This window comes from Pseudomonas sp. ArH3a, from assembly GCF_022648765.1.
Taxonomy (GTDB): Bacteria; Pseudomonadota; Gammaproteobacteria; order Pseudomonadales; family Pseudomonadaceae; genus Aquipseudomonas.
This window is the reverse complement of record NZ_CP080330.1, coordinates 5,843,769-5,861,999: the sequence shown is the minus strand read 5'-3', so window position 1 is coordinate 5,861,999 and position 18,231 is coordinate 5,843,769. Positions and strand designations below refer to the sequence as shown.

Sequence of the window (18,231 nt, the reverse complement as noted above, 5' to 3'; positions counted from 1 at the left end):
TCAGGCGTGCACGTGCGGGTGAACCAGGCGGTGCTGGTGCAGGATGAACTGGCGCAGGCGCTCGATTTCATCGGCATCGCTTTGGCTCAGGCGGTAGGCAAACAGGCCTCGAGCGGTTTCCCGCTCCAGCGTGCCGCGCAGTGAGATCCGCTCGTAGCCGGACGGGCTGAACCACAGGGAAAAGGTTTTCGGCGGTTTGACTCGGCCACGAATCTCCACCAGCACCCCCTTGAATGACACCTCGTGCACCCACAGGGCGGCGGGGTTGCCCCTGACGTTCTCCAGTGCCACCGGCGTTTCAAGCGCCAGGCGCCACGGGCGAATCATCGGGCCATCTTCAAAAATACTCGGCACGCCCAAACGCAAATGCACCGCGTGAAACTCATCCTCCACCAAGTGCAGGGGAAAGGTGAGTTGCTGGTTATCGAACTGCGCCTGGATGGTGACGTGGTCGTGAGCGGCCAACCGCGTGAGCAAGTCGCGAATCTGCGCACCGCCGTTGACGGTCAGGCTCGACCACGCATCCCGCAGGTTGAGCTGCGGGTTGTGCTGCATGTCCTGGATAAAATCCAGTTCGTCCTGCGTCAATAGCGCGTCGCGGTGCATTGATGTAGCTCAAAGGGTGAGGTATTAAAAAGCCATTATCACTCTAAAGGCCGCATTTACTACAATTTGTTAATTCCGCTCGTCGCCTCAAGTGCCGCCAAGCGCTCTTTGAGTTCGGCGACTTGCGCTTCCAACTGTGCCACTCGTTGCTGGGCTTTCACCTGGGTGGTGACGTCTTTTTGCACGCCAATGAAATAGGTCTGCTTGTCGGCCTCGTTGTACACCGTCGACAGCGACAACTCATTCCAGAACGGTGTGCCGTCCTTGCGGTAGTTGCGCAGGATTTCCCGGCAGGCGTCGTCGTGGTCGAGGGCGTCGCGAATGGCCATCAGGGCTGGCTGGTCGCGGTCACCGGCCTGTAGGAAACGGCAATCCTGATACAGGATTTCGTCCAGCGTGTAGCCAGTCATTCGCTCAAAAGCAGGGTTGACGTAGATCAGTGGCTTCTCTTCGCCTTCGCGTTCGGCGACGACGATGCCGTCGTTGGAAGCGTTGATGACCATCTGCATCAGCTTGGCGTTAATCATTGAGCGGTCCATGCCTTGTTTTTGAAGGCTAGAGTTTATGGCATACCTTGAATGTTGCGCCGCTTACGCCGAAATATTTGTGTCAGCTGTTAATATCCCAGGCTTTCGCTCAACCACAGGATCAGATTGATGAAAGTCGCCATCCTTTCCGGCTCGGTCTACGGCACCGCTGAAGAAGTCGCCCGCCACGCCGCCGGCCTCCTCAACGCGGCCGGTTTTGAAGCCTGGCACAACCCGCGTGCCACCTTGGCCGACGTGCAGGCCTTCGCCCCCGAGGCCTTTCTGGCGGTGACCTCGACCACCGGCATGGGCGAGCTGCCCGACAACCTGCAACCGCTGTATTCGAGCATTCGCGACCAGTTGCCCGCCGCCTGGCGCGGCCTGCCTGGCGCAGTGATCGGCCTGGGCGACGCCAGCTACGGCGATACGTTCTGCGGCGGCGGCGAGCAAATGTGCGAGCTGTTCGGCGAGTTGGGCGTGCGCGAAGTGCTGCCGATGCTGCGCCTGGACGCCAGCGAAAGCGTCACCCCGGAAGCTGATGCCGAGCCGTGGCTGGCCGAGTTGGTCACTGCACTGCGCGGTTGACCGGGAATTCGCGCAGCAATGCCAGCCAGGCCTGGGCGGCTCTGGACAGGTAGGCGCCCTCGCGCCAGATAAAGGCAATGTTCCAGCGCAGGTAGTCGGGCGCCTTAAGTGTCAGGCGCACCACGCCCGGTCGCACCAGCCCACGGGCGACCACGCTGGGCAACAGCACCACGCCTTGGCCGGCCGCGACCAGTGCGACCAGGAAGTCCGCCTGGCCGCTGCGGCCCACTTCCTTCGGCGTGAAGCCCAACTGCTGGCAGGCCTGCATCAGCCGATCGTTGAGGACAAAACTGCGCTGGTACATCAGGAACGGCGTGCCCGCCAATTCTTCCAGGCGCACGTGGGCGTTTTCGGCCAATGGGTGGTCCATCGGCAGCAGCGCGTCCAGCGGTTCATCGCAGAAGGGCTGCCAGGCGAAGGCCGGGTCGCTGGGCATCAGCGTGCCACCCACGTCCAGCTCACCGCTGAGAATTGCCTGCTCGATGGTGCGGCTGCCGCCTTCGAGCAGTTGGATAGTGACCTTGGGATAACGCCTGCGGTACTCGGCAAACAGCCCGGCAAACAGTGTGTCGCCGGCCAATAGCGGCAAGCCCAGGCGCAATTCGCCGCGCGCCAGTTGCTGCATATCATCGAGCTCGCTGAGCAATTCCGTCTGCAACCGCAACATCGCCTCGGCGCGCTGTAATACCACCTCACCGGCGGCCGTCAGGCGAATGTGCGAGCCCGTGCGTTCCAGCAGCGGTGTGCCCAGGCTTTGCTCCAGCTGGGCCACCTGTTTGCTCACCGCCGATTGGCTGATGTGCAAGGTTTTACCCGCTTGGGTAAAGCCGCCCCGGCGGATCACTTCGACAAAACTGCGCAGCTGTTTGAATTCCATCGGTCTGATTCCAGTTTGGAATAGCTGTCAGTCTAACAATTCGCTGTGGGGATGGGTGGGGCGTCTTTAAACTGAGCGCCTGTGAGGACCTAAAGCTTATGAAACGTTTCAGCTTCAAACATCTCGGGCGCCTGCTGATTGAGCTAGTGGTGCTGCTGGCGATCTATTTTCTGGGCACCCAGCTCGCCGTGTGGTTGGCGTGGCCGATACCGGGTGGCGTGGTGGGGTTGGGCCTGTTGCTGGCGACCTTCGCCACTGGCCTGGTCAAGCCGGCCGCCCTGCAATTGGGCGCCGGGGTGCTGATGGCGGAGATGCTGCTGTTCTTTATCCCGGCACTGATGAGCCTGCTCGACTACGGTGGTTTGGTGCGCAATGACGGCTGGCGCATCCTGCTGGTGATCGGCTTCAGCACGCTGTCGGTGATGCTGGTCACGGCCTTCACCGTGGAAATGGTCTGCCGCTGGAGCATGCGCCGTGAAGCTTGAACTGATGCCGGTGTTCTGGCTCGCCCTGACCCTGGCCGCTTACCTCTTCAGCCGCTGGATCTACGCCCGCACCGGGCGCTACCTGCTGTCGCCATTGATCCTGGTGCCGGCGCTGCTGTTGGCGGTGGCCGTGCCGATGAAGACCGCCTATGCCGAATACGCCACTGACACGCACTGGCTGATGCTGGTGCTGGGCCCGGTCACTGTGGCGTTTGCCGTGCCGATCTGGCAACAACGCCGCTTGCTGGCGCGGCACTGGTCGGCGTTGCTGCTGGGCATGGTCGCGGGCAGCGCGGCCTCCATCGGCACCTCGTTCGGGCTGGCCAAGGCGCTGGCTTTGAACACCTCGGTGACCATGTCTCTGCTACCGCGCTCAATCACCACGCCGTTTGCGATGCCGGTGTCCTCCGACCTCGGCGGCGTACCGGAACTCACCGCCGTGTTCGTGATGTTCACCGGCGTGTTCGGCGCCATGCTCGGCGGCGTGCTGCTCAAATGGTTGCCGCTGCGTACACCGTTGGCGCGCGGTGCACTGTTTGGCGTGGGCGCCCACGGTGCGGGTGTCAGTCGGGCGCATGAAGTGGGTGGCGAAGAAGGCTCGGTCGCAGGCTTGGTGATGGTGTTGACGGGGCTGCTCAACCTGTTCGCCGTGCCTTTATTGGCGGCGCTTCTCTGACGCCACGTGGACTATTCTCTTGGATGACTCGCTCGGTCATCAAGCTGGCTGCGAAGGCAACTCCTTGCGCCACGCGGTCTGACTAGACTGGCCCCTCACCCAAAAAAACAATAAGAAAGTGCACCAAGGAGGTCATTGCCGTGAGCCCAGCCCCCGTTCTATCGCTGCAGAATGTCAAAGAGCAGGTCAGCGCTGCCGAATGGCAAGCGCGCGTCGACCTGGCGGCCTGCTATCGCCTGGTGGCACTGCATGGCTGGGATGACCTGATCTTCACGCATATTTCCGCCAAGGTGCCGGGCACCGATGATTTCCTGATCAACCCTTACGGGCTGATGTTCCACGAGATCACGGCGTCGAGCTTGGTCAAGGTCGACCAGGCCGGCAACAAATTGATGGACAGCCCCTACGAGATCAACCCCGCCGGCTTCACCATCCACAGCGCCATCCACGACGTGCGCCATGACGTGGTCTGTGTGCTGCACACCCACACCGCGGCCGGTGTTGCGGTGTCTGCGCAAAAGCAGGGCGTGCTGCCCATCAGCCAGCAATCCACCTTTGTTTTGTCCAGCCTGGCGTATCACGCCTACGAAGGCGTGGCGCTGAACCCTGAAGAGAAGGCGCGCTTGCAGGCAGACCTGGGCGACAACAACTTCCTGATGCTGCACAACCATGGCCTGCTGACCTGCGCCGGCAGCATCGCCGACACCTTCCTGATGATGTTCACCTTTGAGCGTGCCTGCGAAATCCAGGTGCTGGCGCAAAACGGCGGCGCCGAACTGATTGCCATCGAGCCGCAGATTCTGGCGGGGGCTAAGGCGATGGTGGCAGTTGTCACAAAGAGCGCCCAAGGTATGGGAGGCGCGCTGGCCTGGCCGGCGCTGCTGCGTAAATTGGACCTGCAAGATCCTGGGTATAAAAGCTGATGCCACTCGCAGAAATCCCGCTCAGTGCCTGGCGCAAGCGTGGCCAGGCGTTCGTCTTTCGTGGCCGCACCGTGCGTTTCTGGGTGGCCGGGCAGGGCGAGCCGCTGCTGTTGATTCACGGCTTCCCCACTGCCAGCTGGGACTGGCACTACCTGTGGCAGCCCCTGGCCCAGCGCAACCTGGTGATTGCTTGCGACATGCTCGGGTTCGGCGACTCGGCCAAGCCGTTGGACCACGACTACTGCCTGTTGGAGCAGGCTGACCTGCAACAGGCGCTGCTCGACTACCTGCGCGTGGAGCAGCCGGTGCACGTGTTGGCCCATGACTACGGCGACAGCGTCGCCCAGGAATTACTCGCGCGCCATTACGAAGGTCGCTTTCAAATGGCCAGCTGTGTGTTCCTCAACGGTGGGCTGTTCCCGGAAACCCATCGCCCGACGCTGGTGCAAAAACTCTTGCTCAGCCCGCTTGGCTGGATGATCGGCCGCGCCTTTGGGCGTAATGCCCTGTCGAACAGCTTCAGCCAGATTTTCGGCCCAAGTACTCGGCCCAGTGAAAGCGCGCTGGATGACTTCTGGAGCCTGATCAATGGCAATGACGGCCCGCGCATCCTGCACAAACTGATTGCCTACATTCCCCAGCGCCGCCGCCTGCGTGAACGCTGGGTGGACGCGATGCAACGCGGCGATGTGCCGTTACGGGTGATCGACGGCGAAGTCGACCCGATCTCCGGCGCGCATATGGTGGAGCGCTATCACCAGTTGGTGCCCCACGCCGACACGGTGCTGCTGGCGAATATCGGCCACTACCCGCAGATCGAAGCGCCGCTGCAGGTGCTCAAGCATTACCTGACGTTTCGCGAGCGCATTGGCCAGTCGGTGCCGCGAGTGGCGTACTCCTGAGCATCATCGTAAGTCGTTTGTGGCGAGCGGGCTTGCCCCGCGTTGGGTGGCGAAGCCGCCCTAAAACCTGCGACCGCGATATGTCTGACACACTGCGGTGGCCTTATTGGGGCTGCTGTGCAGCCCAGCGCGGGGCAAGCCCGCTCGCCACAACAAGCCCACTGACCACAGAAAATGGGGTGGTCTTCCAGAGTTTGACCCAAGCAATCATCCCGCTGCCTTATCGAGCACCATTCAGCCTCGGCTGACTTTATTGTGACCCGCGCCCGTGTGCCTGACACTCAACCCATTCCCATTGTCGCCAGCGGAGTTCGGTATGAGTGAGTCAGTGCAGTTCCAGGATAAGGTCGTGATCGTCACCGGTGCCGGCGGCGGGTTGGGCCGGGCGCATGCGCTGCTGTTCGCCAAGCATGGGGCCAAAGTGCTGGTCAACGACCTCGGCGGTTCGACCCAGGGTGAAGGCGCCAATGCCTCGGCCGCCGACCGGGTGGTCGCCGAGATCCGCGAGGCCGGTGGCATTGCCGAGGCCAACCATGACTCCGTCACTGACGGTGACAAAATCGTGCAGAACGCGCTGGATGTCTTCGGCCGCATCGACGTGGTGGTCAACAACGCCGGCATCCTGCGCGATAAGACCTTCCACAAAATGGACGACAGCGACTGGGACTTGGTTTATCGGGTGCATGTCGAAGGCGCCTACAAAGTCACCCGCGCCGCGTGGCCGCATTTGCGTGAGCAAGGTTATGGCCGCGTTATCTTCACCGCGTCCACCTCGGGCATCTACGGTAACTTCGGCCAATCCAACTACGGCATGGCCAAGCTTGGCCTGTATGGCCTGACCCGCACCCTGGCGCTGGAAGGGCGCAAGAACAACATTCTGGTCAACGCTATCGCCCCCACCGGTGGTACGCGCATGACCGAAGGCCTGATCCCGCCGCAAGTATTCGAGCGGCTCAAGCCGGAGCTGGTCAGCCCGTTGGTGGTGTACCTGGGCAGCGAGGCGTGCCAGGAAACCTCGGGGCTGTTTGAAGTGGGCGGCGGCTGGATCGGCAAGACCCGCTGGGAGCGCAGCCTGGGTGTGGGTTTTGACCCTGAAGCGGGTTTTTCACCGCACGATGTGGCGGCGCATTGGGCGCAGATTTGCGACTTTGAAGGCGCCGCTCACCCCAAGGACAACATCGAAGCATTGAAGGAGATGATGGCCAACTTGCAGAAGTTCAGCCTCTGATCGTTGCTTGAACACTATTGAATACTCCGGGGCGCTGAGGGCGCCCCGTTTTATTGCGGGCATAAAAAAGGCCGCTGCAAAGGCAGCGGCCGAAGTAAGACGTTGGATCAAGGAGCGATAAATCAACGTCGGTGAACAGCGGTAATAGATTGATACAGCGGGCCAATCTATGGGAATCAGACTTTTCTTACTGTTGAGCAAGCGGGCCATTTGCCCTGAAAGTGCGTTAAGAATAGTCGTATGTAACAAAATGAGTAATCCCCATTCAGGACAATGACTGTTACCAAATCAGTAACGATTGTCCCGCACAGAGCGTGGGAACGCTCTTTGGCCTATTTATCTTTCTGATAGCGCGTCATCTACCGCATCCATGGCCCTGCCCAAACCCCGGCCTGAGCGCCTGTTAATCCTTTTGAGCGACAACACGAATACCCCTTTGGTGCGCTTATCGCTCCTGACGGGCGGCAGTAGGGTGGGGCCTTCTGTCACTCACCGGGGAAGACGCATGACAAAAACAACAATGCGCGCCATCTTCACGCCACAGGCGCTCGCTGCGGCGGTTGCAATGGGCTGCTGCGCCCAGGCACAGGCGGTTTCGTTCAACATTGGCGAGATCGAAGGGCAATTCGATTCTTCGCTGTCGGTCGGCGCCAGCTGGGGCATGCGCGATGCCGACAAAAAACTGGTGGGCGTTCCCAATGGCGGCACGGGGCAGGCTTCTACCGGGGATGACGGGCGACTGAACTTCAAGAAGGGCGAGACCTTTTCCAAGATCTTCAAGGGCATTCACGACCTGGAGCTCAAGTACGGCGACAGCGGCGTGTTTGTGCGCGGCAAATACTGGTACGACTTCGAACTGCAGGACGAAGACCGCGAGTTCAAACAGATCAGCAACAACCACCGCGACGAAGGCGCGCGCTCTTCCGGCTATGAGTTGCTGGATGCCTTCGTCTATCACAACTATTCCATCGGCGACCTGCCCGGTAACGTGCGCGTCGGCAAGCAGGTAGTGAGCTGGGGTGAGAGTACGTTTATCGGTAACTCGATCAACAGCATCAACCCTATCGACGTGTCGGCCTTCCGCCGGCCCGGCGCGGAGATCAAGGAAGGCCTGATTCCGGTGAACATGCTGTTCGCCTCCCAGAGCCTGACCAACCAATTGTCGGTGGAAGGTTTCTACCAACTGAACTGGGAAAACACCGTAGTGGATAACTGCGGCACCTTTTTCGGCAACGACGTAGTGGCCCACGGCTGCAACAGCAACTACACAGTCGGCAGCCCGGCGATTGCGCCGTTGCAGCCCGTGGCCGCAGCGTTCGGGCAGGGCTTTCAGGTTACGCGCGAAGGCGTGGTGGTACAGCGCGCCAAGGACCGCGAAGCCCGTGATGGCGGCCAGTTCGGTGCGGCCTTGCGCTGGCTTGGCGATGACACCGAGTACGGCCTGTACTTCATGAACTACCACAGCCGCACACCCACCGTGGGCACGCTGACCGCCAACACCAACCTGGCGACCATCGGGCGTATTGCGGCCGCCGCCAATGCGATCGCGCCTGGCAGCGGCGCGGGCCTGGCGCAAAGCACCATGCTCGGCCGTGGCCAGTACTACCTCGATTACCCCGAAGACATTCGCCTGTACGGCGCCAGCTTCTCCACCACCTTGCCCACCGGCACGGCCTGGACCGGCGAGATCAGCTACCGCCCGAACGCACCGGTGCAACTCAACACCACTGACCTGACCCTGGCCTTGGTCAACCCGATTGCCGGCAATACCGCCTCGCCGATCCGCAGTTCGTTCGGCTCGGACAACGTCGGTTATCGACGCAAGGAAATCACCCAGATCCAAAGCACCATGACCCAGTTCTTCGACCAGGTGCTGGGCGCCGAACGCCTGACCCTGGTGGGCGAGGCGGCCTATGTGCACGTCGGCGGGCTGGAAGCCAAAACCAAGCTGCGCTACGGCCGCGACTCGGTGTTCGGCGCCTACGGTTTCCAAGGCGATACCGACGGTTTCGTCACCGCCAACTCCTGGGGTTATCGCGCCCGCGCCATCTTGGACTACAACAACGCGTTTGCCGGGGTGAACCTCAAGCCCAACCTGTCCTGGTCTCATGACGTCAGCGGCTATGGTCCCAACGGGATCTTCAACGAAGGCGCCAAGGCGATCAGCGTCGGCGTGGATGCGGACTACCGCAACACCTACACCGCCAGCCTGAGCTACACCGACTTTTTCGGCGGCGACTACAACACCCTCACCGACCGCGACTTTATCGCCCTCAGCTTCGGCGTGAACTTCTGATCTGGTTTAAGGAAGGACAAGAACCTATGCGTAAGATATTTGCAGTGATGGCCCTGAGTCTGCTGGCTGCCCACGTGATGGCGGCGGTGTCGCCCGAGGAAGCCGCCAAGCTCGGCACCAGCCTCACGCCGGTCGGCGCTGAAAAAGCCGGCAACGCCGACGGCTCGATTCCGGCCTGGACCGGCGGCATCCCCAAAAACGCCGGTGCGGTGGACAGCAAGGGCTTCCTCGCCGACCCGTTTGCCAATGAAAAGCCCGTGTTCGTGATCACCGCTGCGACCGTCGACAAGTACAAAGACAAGCTCTCCGACGGCCAGGTGGCGATGTTCAAACGCTACCCCGAGACCTACAAGATCCCGGTGTACCCGACCCACCGCACCGTCAACCTGCCGCCGGATATCTACGAGTCGATCAAGCGCAGCGCGCTCAACGTGCACGCGATCAACGACGGCAACGGCCTGGAAAACTTCACCGGCAACCGCTACTACGCGTTCCCGATTCCGAAGAATGGCGTGGAGGTGCTGTGGAACCACATCACCCGCTACCACGGCGGCAACCTCAAGCGCATCATCACCCAGGCCACCCCGCAAACGAACGGCAGCTACACGCCGATCCGCTTCGAAGAAGAAGTGGCGGTGCCGCAGGCCATCCCGGATATCGACCCGACCAAGGCCGCCAACGTGCTGAGTTTCTTCAAACAATCGGTCACTGCGCCAGCACGTCTGGCGGGCAATGTGCTGCTGGTGCACGAGACCCTCGACCAGGTGAAGGAGCCCCGCCTGGCCTGGATCTACAACGCCGGCCAACGCCGCGTGCGCCGCGCGCCGCAAGTGTCCTATGACGGCCCGGGCACTGCCTCCGACGGCCTGCGCACCACCGACAACTTCGACATGTTCTCTGGCGCCCCCGACCGCTACGACTGGAAGCTGGTCGGCAAAAAAGAGATGTACATCCCCTACAACAGCTACAAGCTCGATTCGCCGACCCTCAAGTACGACGACATCATCAAGGCCGGGCATATCAACCAGGACCTGACCCGCTATGAGTTGCACCGGGTGTGGGAAGTGGTCGGCACCGTCAAGCCGAGTGAGCGGCACATCTACGCCAAGCGCCACATGTACATCGACGAAGACAGCTGGCAGGTCGCGCTGGTTGATCACTATGACGGCCGTGGTCAGCTGTGGCGTGTCGCCGAAGGCCACGCGCAGTTTTACTACGACCATCAGGTGCCGGCTTATACCGTGGAAACGCTGTACGACATCATTGCCGGGCGCTACATCGCGCTGGGGATGAAGAACGAGGAGAAGAGCAGCTTTGTGTTCGGCTTTGCGGCTAAGGCGGCGGACTACACACCGGCGGCGTTGAGGTCTGCGGGCGTGCGCTGATCTTCAATTGAAATGCAATCCACCTGTGGGAGCAGGCAAGCCAGCTCCCACATTGACCGGGTTCCACTTTATGGTGGGGTGGAATCCCGGCTTTTTTATGCCGACTAATCACCCCGCTGAATACTTCTTCAACAACCGCCGACCACAGGACTAGGGTAGGCGCCAGGTTGCATAACAATAAAAAGCAGGATGCAGCAATGACCGCCATGACACGCTGCCTGGACCGTCCTGGATTCATGCCACGGCTGTCCGCCCACCATCAGTTGCGCCCGCGTCTGGCCGAGCCTTTGCTCGCAGCGCAGGTCAGGGTGAAACTGCTCTGCGCGCCGGGCGGCAGTGGCAAGAGTACGTTGCTCGCCGAGTGCGCGTTGCAGGCGCCGGTGGGGTGTCAGGTGTATTGGCTGGCGCTCAATGGCGCCGTGCTCAGCGCCGAGGCTTTCTGTGCACGGCTGGCACAAAGCCTTGGTTTGTCGTTTATCGATGAAGCCAGTTTGCTGCTCGACCTCAGCCGCTGGCAAAACACCGCGTGGATATTCCTTGATGATTTCTGTCGCCAGCCCGCCCCCGAGCTGGACGCTTTGCTCGACCGCTTGCTCACCGCCGCCAGCCCGGCACTGACCTGGTGGCTGGGCGCGCGACGGCGCCCACTGTGCAACTGGCCACGCCTGCTGCTCGATGATGAGTTGTTGGAGTGCAGTGAGTTGATGTTCAGCCCTGCGGAAATCCAGCAGCTGCTCGGCCCAGGGCAAAGCGTCGACAACGTGATGCAGTTCAGCGGCGGCTGGTGCGCGGGTGTGCGTATCGCCTTGCTCGGTGACGGTCACCCGGACAAGACCCTGCTTGACTACCTGCAGCACGAACTATTCAGCAGCTTGCCCGCCGAACTGGCCGAGGCCTGGCGCGTGTTGGCGCATTTGCCGCGTTTCAATTCGAGCGTGTGTGAGCACCTGTTTGGCTCTGGCGACGGCGATCAGTACCTGCGCGATTTGCAGGCGCTCGGTGCGTTTATCCAACCGTGGGAGGACGCCACCGATTGGCTGCAGGTGTTCCCGCCCCTGGCTCAGTTAATCCGTGATGAGCCCTGGCCGGCCAAGCGTTCTTGGCATCGGCGCGCCTGCCAATGGTTCACCACCGAGCAGGACTGGCAGGCTGCCTTCGAGCAGGCGCTGCTGGCCGAAGCCTACGAAGTGGCGGTGAGCCTGTTGCAGCACTTCAGTTTTGAGGACCTGTTCCGTCAGCAGAACGCCGTACTGTTGTTGCGTCTGCACGAGCAGCATGGCGATGAATTGATGCTCGGCTCGGCGCAACTGGTCGGTTTGGTCACAGCGGCATTGCTGTTTGCCGGGCGCTTCGATCAAGCCGCGGTGTGTATCGATCAGCTTGCCCGGTTTGCGCCGCAGCCGACGGCGGCGCAACAGCGTTATCTGTTGGCGCGCTGGCAGGCGCAATGGGGCTGGCTGTTGCATTTGAGCGGTGATGCCGAGCGGTCCCGCGCGCATTTCCTGGAGGCGTTGCAAGCCTTGCCCGACAGCGCCTGGACGTCGCGCCTGATGTGCCTCTCGGGCCTGACCCAACAAGCCTTGTTGCGCGGTGAACTGGACGTGGGCCAAGCGCTGAACCGCGAAGCCCTGTGCCTGGCCCGCGCCCATGGTTCGTTGGTGTTGGAGGCTTTGCTGGAGCTGGATCACGCCCAACTGCTGGAGCAACGCGGCGCGCCGTATCGGGCGCAAAGCCTGCTGGAAACGGTGCAGGCGATGCTGGTGGGGCAGCGGCTCAAGGCTGGGCCATTGGTGGGGCGCATCGCGTTGCGGCGCGGGCATTTGGCGCTGCGCCAAGGTCAGGATGCGCTGGCGGCCGAGTGTTTCGAGGGCGGATTGACGATGTGCCTGCACAGTCAGGACAAGCGCGTGCTGTACGGCTTTCTCGGCCTGGCGCTGTTGGCGGCGAACCGTGGCGATTACGCCCAGGCCTTCATTCAATTGCGTGAAGCTGAGCGCCTGATGCAGCAACGCCACGTACCGGACACGGTGTACCGCGCGGTGTTGCTGCTGGTCAGTGGGCACTTCTGGTTGCAACAAGGTCGCGCCGACTTGACGCTGGAAGCGATGCGCCGGGTGCTGCGCCATTTTCGTGGGCCGTGTGCCAAGCAGGCGCCGCCGGCCACGCTGGAGCTGATCCCGCGCCTGGAATACTTGCTGGTGTTGGCCGAGGTGAAGCTGGGTTGTGCCGATCAACCCATCGCGCGGCTGACGGCCTTGCTTGAAACCACCCGGCAACGCGGCATGCTTTGCCTGGAAACCGAATTGCAGTTGGTGCTCGGCGAGGTGGCTTGGCAACTCGGCGACTCGGCATTGGCCCGTCGTGCGCTGCAAGCCGGCTTGGCGTTGGCCGCGCGTTGCCAGGTGCAGCAGGCGATTCGTGAGCTTCGGTTGCGCTCGCCGGGGCTATTGAGTGAGCTGGGCCTGGAGACGCAGGCGTCGCCCAGCGGCGTGGCGGAAAATCCCCTGAGCCTGCGCGAGTTGGAGGTGTTGCAGTTGATCGCCCTTGGCAACTCCAACTTGGAAATCGCCGATCGGCTGTTTATCTCGCTGCATACCGTCAAGACCCACGCGCGGCGTATCCATAGCAAGCTCGGGGTGGAGCGGCGTACGCAGGCGGTGGCGAAAGCCAAGACATTGGGGTTGATGGGGTAGCGCAGGTACACGCCACAGGAAGAGCTCGGCGGTTACAGAGTGTGTGTTCTGGCGCAGAACGCTTGGCGGTATTCGCCGGGGGTTGCGCCCAGGGCTTGGCGAAAGCGTTGGCTGAAGTGGCTGGCGCTGGAGAAACCGCACATCCAGGCGATGTCGGCCAGGGGCAGGGCGCCGCTGCGTAGCAGGCTTTGCGCGCGCGTCAGGCGTCGCGCCAGCAGGAATTGATGGGGCGGCAGGCCGAAGCTTTGGCGGAACATCCGCGCAAAATGGTATTCGGACAGCGCGCACAGGCCGGCCAGTTGCCCGAGGCTGATCGGGTCTTGCAGGTGATGGTCGATGTAGTCCACCAACAGCCGCCGCTGATGCGCGGCCAACCCGCCTTTCAAGCGCAGCCCATCGCGCGCGCCGACTTGGCTGAGCAAGGTGTGACTGAGCATTTCGTGGGCCAGGCTGCTGGTCAGCAGGCGCTCGGCGGGCTCGTGCCAGTTGAGGGCGATCAACTGGTGAAAGCGCCGGGCCTGGCTCGCATCCTCTAGAAAGGTGCTTTCGCGCAATTGCAGTTCGCGCGGTTCGCGGTCGAGCAGGGTGACGCAGCCGAGGGCGAATTGCTCCGGGCTGAAATACACGTGGGCCAGTCGGATTTCACCGTTGATCACCCACGCTGACTGGTGCTCGGCCGGCAAGATGCACAGCTTGTCGGGGCCACCCTTGGTGCCCGGCTGGTCGCGGCGAAAGGTGCCGGTGCCGCCGCCGATGTAGCAGGACAAGGTGTGGTGGGTGGGCGCCTGATAGTCCTGGGAATCGTGATGGTTGCTCCACAAGGCCGCAGACAAGCCGTCACCGAGCTCGGCGCAGGCTTCCAGGCGCGCGTTGGGCGAGCGGTTAAGGGCTTGAAAGACTTGCAGGGATTCCAGCTCTGGCATGGTTGTTCTCTCCGACGCCTTGCATCCTACTCCGCGTCGCCGTTGCTGTGATCCCGGCACCCGACAAAAGCGCAAGAATATGCAAGAGCGCGCCCGGCTGTGCGGGTGACACTGTGGCTCAATCACCGGAGCCCACCATGAACCTTTCCCTGTATTTACTCACTGTGCTGATCTGGGGCACCACCTGGATCGCGCTTAAATGGCAATTGGGCGTCGTGGCGATTCCCGTGTCGATCGTCTATCGCTTCGGCTTGGCGGCACTGGTGCTGTTTGCGCTGTTGCTGCTCAGCCGCAAGTTGCAGGTGATGAACCGGCGCGGGCACTTGATCTGCCTGGCTCAGGGCGTGTGCCTGTTTTGCGTCAACTTCATGTGCTTTCTGACAGCCAGCCAGTGGATACCCAGTGGCTTAGTGGCGGTGGTGTTTTCCACGGCGACGCTGTGGAACGCGCTCAATGCGCGGGTGTTTTTCGGCCAGCGGGTCGCGCGCAACGTGTTGATGGGTGGCGCGCTGGGGTTGCTGGGGTTGGGCTTGTTGTTCTGGCCGGAACTGGTCGGGCACACCGCCAGCCCGCAGACGTTGCTTGGCTTGGGCTTGGCGTTGTTGGGGACGATGTGTTTTTCGGCGGGCAATATGCTCTCCAGCTTGCAGCAGAAGGCCGGGCTCAGGCCGTTGACCACCAACGCCTGGGGCATGGCGTATGGTTCGGCGATGCTGGCGACTTACTGCGCAGCGCGTGGGATTGCGTTTGAGATGGACTGGAGCGCGCGGTACATCGGCGCGTTGTGGTACTTGGTGATCCCGGGGTCGGTGATTGGGTTTACCGCGTACCTGACGCTGGTGGGGCGTATGGGGCCGGAGCGGGCGGCCTATTGCACGGTGTTGTTTCCGGTGGTGGCGCTGAATGTGTCGGCGTTTGCCGAGGGGTATCAGTGGACGGCGCCGGCGTTGGCGGGGTTGGTGCTGGTGATGTTGGGGAATGTGTTGGTGTTTCGCAAGGTTAGGCCTGTGAACCCGGTTTTCAGAGCGAAGCAGGTTTAAAAATGTGGGAGCTGGCTTGCCTGCGATGGCAGTATACCTGCCAGCTCATTCTGTATTGACCCACCGCTATCGCAGGCAAGCCAGCTCCCACAGTTGACCGAGGTATCTTCCTGATCTTTTGGTTATTTGAGGCCCAGGCGTTTGGCCATGCGGCCGAGGTTGGCACGGTCGAGGCCGAGTTCGCGGGCGGCGCTGGCCCAGTTGTGTTGGTGGCGCTCCAGGCAGGCGCTGATGACTTGGCGTTGGTAGTGCTCGGTGGCCTGGCGCAGGTCGCCGGTGACGATGGGGGCCACGTCGGCCGGTGCTTCGATCATCGCCGGTGCGCTGACGTCAGGCAGGTCCAGGTCCTGGGCACTCAGGCTCAATATCTTCGGACGTTCGCGACAGTTTCCCAGGGCTTTGAGTGCGCTGCGTCCGATCAAATGTTCCAGCTCGCGCACATTGCCCGGCCAGTTGTAGGCCAGCAGCGCTGCCTGGGCATCGCTGGTCAGGCGCAGGCTGCCCAGGCCCATGCGTGAACGGTTCTGCTCGAGGAAGAAGCCCGCCAGCAGCAGCACATCACGGCCGCGTTCACGCAGCGCCGGCACTTGCAGCGGGTACACGCTCAGGCGGTGGTAGAAGTCGGCACGGTAGCGGCCGTTGCGCACCTCTTCGGCGAGGTCGCGGTTGGTGGCGGCGATCAGGCGCACGTCCACTTGATGCTCCTTGTCCGAGCCCAGGCGCTGCAACTGGCCGCTTTGCAGCACGCGCAGCAGCTTGGCCTGCACCGTCAGTGACAACTCACCGACTTCATCCAGAAACAAAGTGCCGCCATTGGCCAATTCGAACTTGCCCCGACGCTCATTCAGCGCGCCGGTAAAGGCGCCGCGCACGTGGCCGAACAGCTCGCTTTCCACCAAGGTTTCCGGGAGGGCGGCGCAGTTGAGGCTGATCAAGGGTTTGTCTGCCCGTGGCGACGCGGCGTGGATGGCCTGGGCCACCAGCTCTTTGCCGACACCGGTTTCACCGGTGATCAGCACGGTCAGGTCACTGCCGCCCACCAGGTTGATTTCTTCGACCAGGCGCTTGTGTGCCTTGCTCTGGCCGATCATTTCCTTGTGCTGCTGGCCGCTGGCCTGGCGATAAATTTCGGCGCGCTGATGCTCATCTTCGGCGCGCAACGCCAGGCGCTCAATACGCTCGGCGACATTGACCGTGGCCGCAGCCAGGCTGGCGAAGGCTTGAAGGGCGTCCAGTTCGACGCGTTCGAAGCGTTCGGTGTCCAGCGCATCAAGGGTCAGCAGGCCCCAGGGTTTGTCGTCGATAAACAGCGGGCAGCCCATGCAGTCGTGAACTTGCAGATGCCCATGCAGGCCATCGACCAAACCGTCGTAGGGGTCGGGCAGTTCGCTGTCGCTGTCAAAGCGCGTCGGGCCGGGGCTGCTCAGCAACACGGCGAAACGCGGGTGCTCGCTGACTTTGAAACGCCGGCCGAGCGTATCCGGGCTCAAACCATCGACTGCCAAGGGCACCAGCCATTCAGCGTCCAGGCGCAACAATGCGGCGGCGTCGCATGGCAGCAGGGCGCGCATGGCTTGCAGCAGGCGCCGGTAGCGCTCGCCTTCGGGCAGCTCGCGGGACAGGTCGGCGACCAAGGGCAGCAGGGTGGTGAGCAGTGATTGCGCAGTCATAATGACTCCTTGTAGTCCTTATGACTATAAAGTGTAGGCAGTCATACTGACTACATATTCTTCAAGTTATTGAAATATAACGAGTTATAAGTTGGCACGAATGCTGATTAGGTAAGGGTAATCAGTAAAAAGACCCAGGAGTCTGCCATGCTTAGTGCCCAAGACCGTGCCATCATCAAATCCACTGTGCCCCTGCTGGAAAGTGGCGGCGAAGCGCTGATCACCCATTTCTACCGCATGATGCTCAGCGAGTACCCAGACGTTCGCCCGCTGTTCAACCCAGCCAATCAGGCCAATGGCGACCAGCCCCGCGCCCTGGCCAATGGCGTGCTGATGTATGCGCGGCATATCGACCAGTTAGACCAGTTGGGCGATCTGGTCGCTAAGATCATCAACAAGCACGTGTCTTTGCAGATCCTCCCGGAGCACTACCCGATCGTGGGTACCTGCTTGCTGCGGGCCATTTGCGAAGTACTCGGCAGCGAGATTGCCACGCCTGAGGTGCTGAGCGCCTGGGGCGCCGCTTACGGCCAGTTGGCCGATATCCTGATCGGCGCCGAAGCCGCCATCTATGACGAAAAAGCCCAGGCCCCAGGCGGCTGGCGCGGCGCGCGGCCGTTCCTGTTGGTGAAACGCGTGGAGGAGAGCGACGAGATCATCTCGTTCTATTTTGCCCCGGTGGACAACGGCCCAATCCTGGCGGCTGCGCCGGGCCAATACATCGGCATGAAGCTGATGCTGGATGGCGAAGAAGTGCGCCGCAACTACTCGTTGTCCGCCTTGAGTGACTCGGGCCTGTACCGCATCAGCGTCAAGCGCGAAGCGGGTGGGCGAGTGTCCAACTACCTGCATGATCGGATGCACGTCGGCGCGACCCTCGACCTGTTCCCACCATCGGGCGAGTTCACCTTGGTGACCAGCGACAAACCGCTGGTGCTGATCAGCGGCGGGGTGGGCATCACGCCAACGCTGCCGATGCTCGAAGCGGCCCTCGCCACCGAGCGCCCGGTGCACTTTATCCACTGCGCGCGTAATGGCGGCGTGCACGCGTTCCGCGATTGGGTGGACGCCCTGGCCGCCAAGCATCCGCAACTCAAGCGCTTCTACTGCTACGCCGAAGACGACGGCGTGAGCCCGGCGGCGGACAAAGTCGGGATGCTGAGCCAGGAGCAACTGGCGGCCTGGTTGCCTGAGCAACGTGACCTGGATGCCTACTTCCTCGGCCCTAAAGGCTTCATGGCGGCGGTCAAGCGCCACCTCAAAGCCCTGGGCGTGCCCGATAACCAAGCCCGCTACGAATTCTTCGGCCCGGCTGGGGCCCTGGAATAAAGTTTTAACCGGCGCACCGAGTCGGCACTATCGCGGGCAAGCCCGGCTCCCACATGGAAATGCAATCCACTGTGGGAGCCGGGCTT

The 18,231-nt window shown here is 62.0% G+C and carries 16 protein-coding genes; 11 read left to right on the top strand and 5 right to left on the bottom strand.

Annotated features, from left to right (window positions below; translation table 11 throughout):
• Positions 1 to 606 (bottom strand): hypothetical protein, encoded by a 606-nt coding sequence (locus K0P33_RS26905; protein WP_094949364.1) that lies wholly within the window; start codon positions 604 to 606, stop codon positions 1 to 3.
• A gap of 59 nt (positions 607 to 665) precedes the next feature.
• Entirely contained in the window at positions 666 to 1,133 is a 468-nt protein-coding gene (locus K0P33_RS26900; RefSeq protein ID WP_094949365.1) for a PAS domain-containing protein, read from the bottom strand.
• A 129-nt stretch (positions 1,134 to 1,262) separates the two neighbouring features.
• Between K0P33_RS26900 and K0P33_RS26895 the strand changes: the two genes are divergently transcribed.
• Positions 1,263 to 1,718, top strand: coding sequence for a flavodoxin (locus K0P33_RS26895; protein WP_094949366.1), 456 nt, complete (start codon positions 1,263 to 1,265; stop codon positions 1,716 to 1,718).
• Here the strand turns inward: K0P33_RS26895 and K0P33_RS26890 are convergent.
• Positions 1,699 to 2,595, bottom strand: coding sequence for a LysR family transcriptional regulator (locus tag K0P33_RS26890; RefSeq protein WP_094949367.1), 897 nt, complete (start codon positions 2,593 to 2,595; stop codon positions 1,699 to 1,701). The two genes, K0P33_RS26895 and K0P33_RS26890, sit on opposite strands and share 20 nt — an antisense overlap.
• A gap of 98 nt (positions 2,596 to 2,693) precedes the next feature.
• Here K0P33_RS26890 and K0P33_RS26885 point away from each other — a divergent pair, with 98 nt between their 5' ends.
• The 8 genes from K0P33_RS26885 (at position 2,694) to K0P33_RS26850 (ending at position 13,183) form a co-directional block, all read left to right on the top strand.
• Positions 2,694 to 3,080 (top strand): CidA/LrgA family protein, encoded by a 387-nt coding sequence (locus tag K0P33_RS26885; RefSeq protein WP_242152475.1) that lies wholly within the window; start codon positions 2,694 to 2,696, stop codon positions 3,078 to 3,080.
• Entirely contained in the window at positions 3,070 to 3,756 is a 687-nt protein-coding gene (locus K0P33_RS26880; protein ID WP_094949369.1) for an LrgB family protein, read from the top strand. Before K0P33_RS26885 ends, K0P33_RS26880 begins: the two co-directional genes overlap by 11 nt.
• A 140-nt stretch (positions 3,757 to 3,896) precedes the next feature.
• Positions 3,897 to 4,679 carry a class II aldolase/adducin family protein gene (locus K0P33_RS26875; RefSeq protein ID WP_094949370.1) on the top strand — a complete coding sequence of 261 codons (783 nt, stop codon included), beginning with the start codon at positions 3,897 to 3,899 and terminating at the stop codon, positions 4,677 to 4,679.
• Complete coding sequence (locus K0P33_RS26870) at positions 4,679 to 5,581, top strand: alpha/beta hydrolase (RefSeq protein ID WP_094949371.1); 903 nt, start codon at positions 4,679 to 4,681, stop codon at positions 5,579 to 5,581. The genes K0P33_RS26875 and K0P33_RS26870 overlap by 1 nt, the downstream gene beginning before the upstream one ends.
• A gap of 316 nt (positions 5,582 to 5,897) precedes the next feature.
• Positions 5,898 to 6,809 (top strand): SDR family oxidoreductase, encoded by a 912-nt coding sequence (locus K0P33_RS26865; RefSeq protein ID WP_242152472.1) that lies wholly within the window; start codon positions 5,898 to 5,900, stop codon positions 6,807 to 6,809.
• A gap of 505 nt (positions 6,810 to 7,314) precedes the next feature.
• On the top strand, positions 7,315 to 9,105 hold the full coding sequence (locus tag K0P33_RS26860) for a DUF1302 domain-containing protein (protein ID WP_242152470.1): 1,791 nt from the start codon (positions 7,315 to 7,317) through the stop codon (positions 9,103 to 9,105).
• 26 nt (positions 9,106 to 9,131) lie between these two features.
• Positions 9,132 to 10,490, top strand: coding sequence for a DUF1329 domain-containing protein (locus K0P33_RS26855; RefSeq protein ID WP_094949374.1), 1,359 nt, complete (start codon positions 9,132 to 9,134; stop codon positions 10,488 to 10,490).
• Positions 10,491 to 10,687: 197 nt separating this feature from the next.
• Positions 10,688 to 13,183 (top strand): LuxR C-terminal-related transcriptional regulator, encoded by a 2,496-nt coding sequence (locus tag K0P33_RS26850; protein WP_242152467.1) that lies wholly within the window; start codon positions 10,688 to 10,690, stop codon positions 13,181 to 13,183.
• Between the two features lie 32 nt (positions 13,184 to 13,215).
• On the opposite strand, the gene K0P33_RS26845 is transcribed toward K0P33_RS26850, so the two are convergent.
• Complete coding sequence (locus K0P33_RS26845; protein ID WP_242152464.1) at positions 13,216 to 14,106, bottom strand: AraC family transcriptional regulator; 891 nt, start codon at positions 14,104 to 14,106, stop codon at positions 13,216 to 13,218.
• 137 nt (positions 14,107 to 14,243) lie between these two features.
• Between K0P33_RS26845 and K0P33_RS26840 the strand changes: the two genes are divergently transcribed.
• Positions 14,244 to 15,146 carry an EamA family transporter gene (locus K0P33_RS26840; protein WP_242152461.1) on the top strand — a complete coding sequence of 301 codons (903 nt, stop codon included), beginning with the start codon at positions 14,244 to 14,246 and terminating at the stop codon, positions 15,144 to 15,146.
• A gap of 122 nt (positions 15,147 to 15,268) precedes the next feature.
• Here K0P33_RS26840 and norR read toward each other — a convergent pair whose 3' ends face one another.
• Positions 15,269 to 16,816 carry a nitric oxide reductase transcriptional regulator NorR gene (gene norR, locus K0P33_RS26835; protein ID WP_242152458.1) on the bottom strand — a complete coding sequence of 516 codons (1,548 nt, stop codon included), beginning with the start codon at positions 16,814 to 16,816 and terminating at the stop codon, positions 15,269 to 15,271.
• Positions 16,817 to 16,963: 147 nt separating this feature from the next.
• Here norR and hmpA point away from each other — a divergent pair, with 147 nt between their 5' ends.
• On the top strand, positions 16,964 to 18,145 hold the full coding sequence (gene hmpA, locus K0P33_RS26830) for an NO-inducible flavohemoprotein (RefSeq protein ID WP_094949379.1): 1,182 nt from the start codon (positions 16,964 to 16,966) through the stop codon (positions 18,143 to 18,145).
• The last annotated feature ends 86 nt before the right edge of the window (positions 18,146 to 18,231 follow it).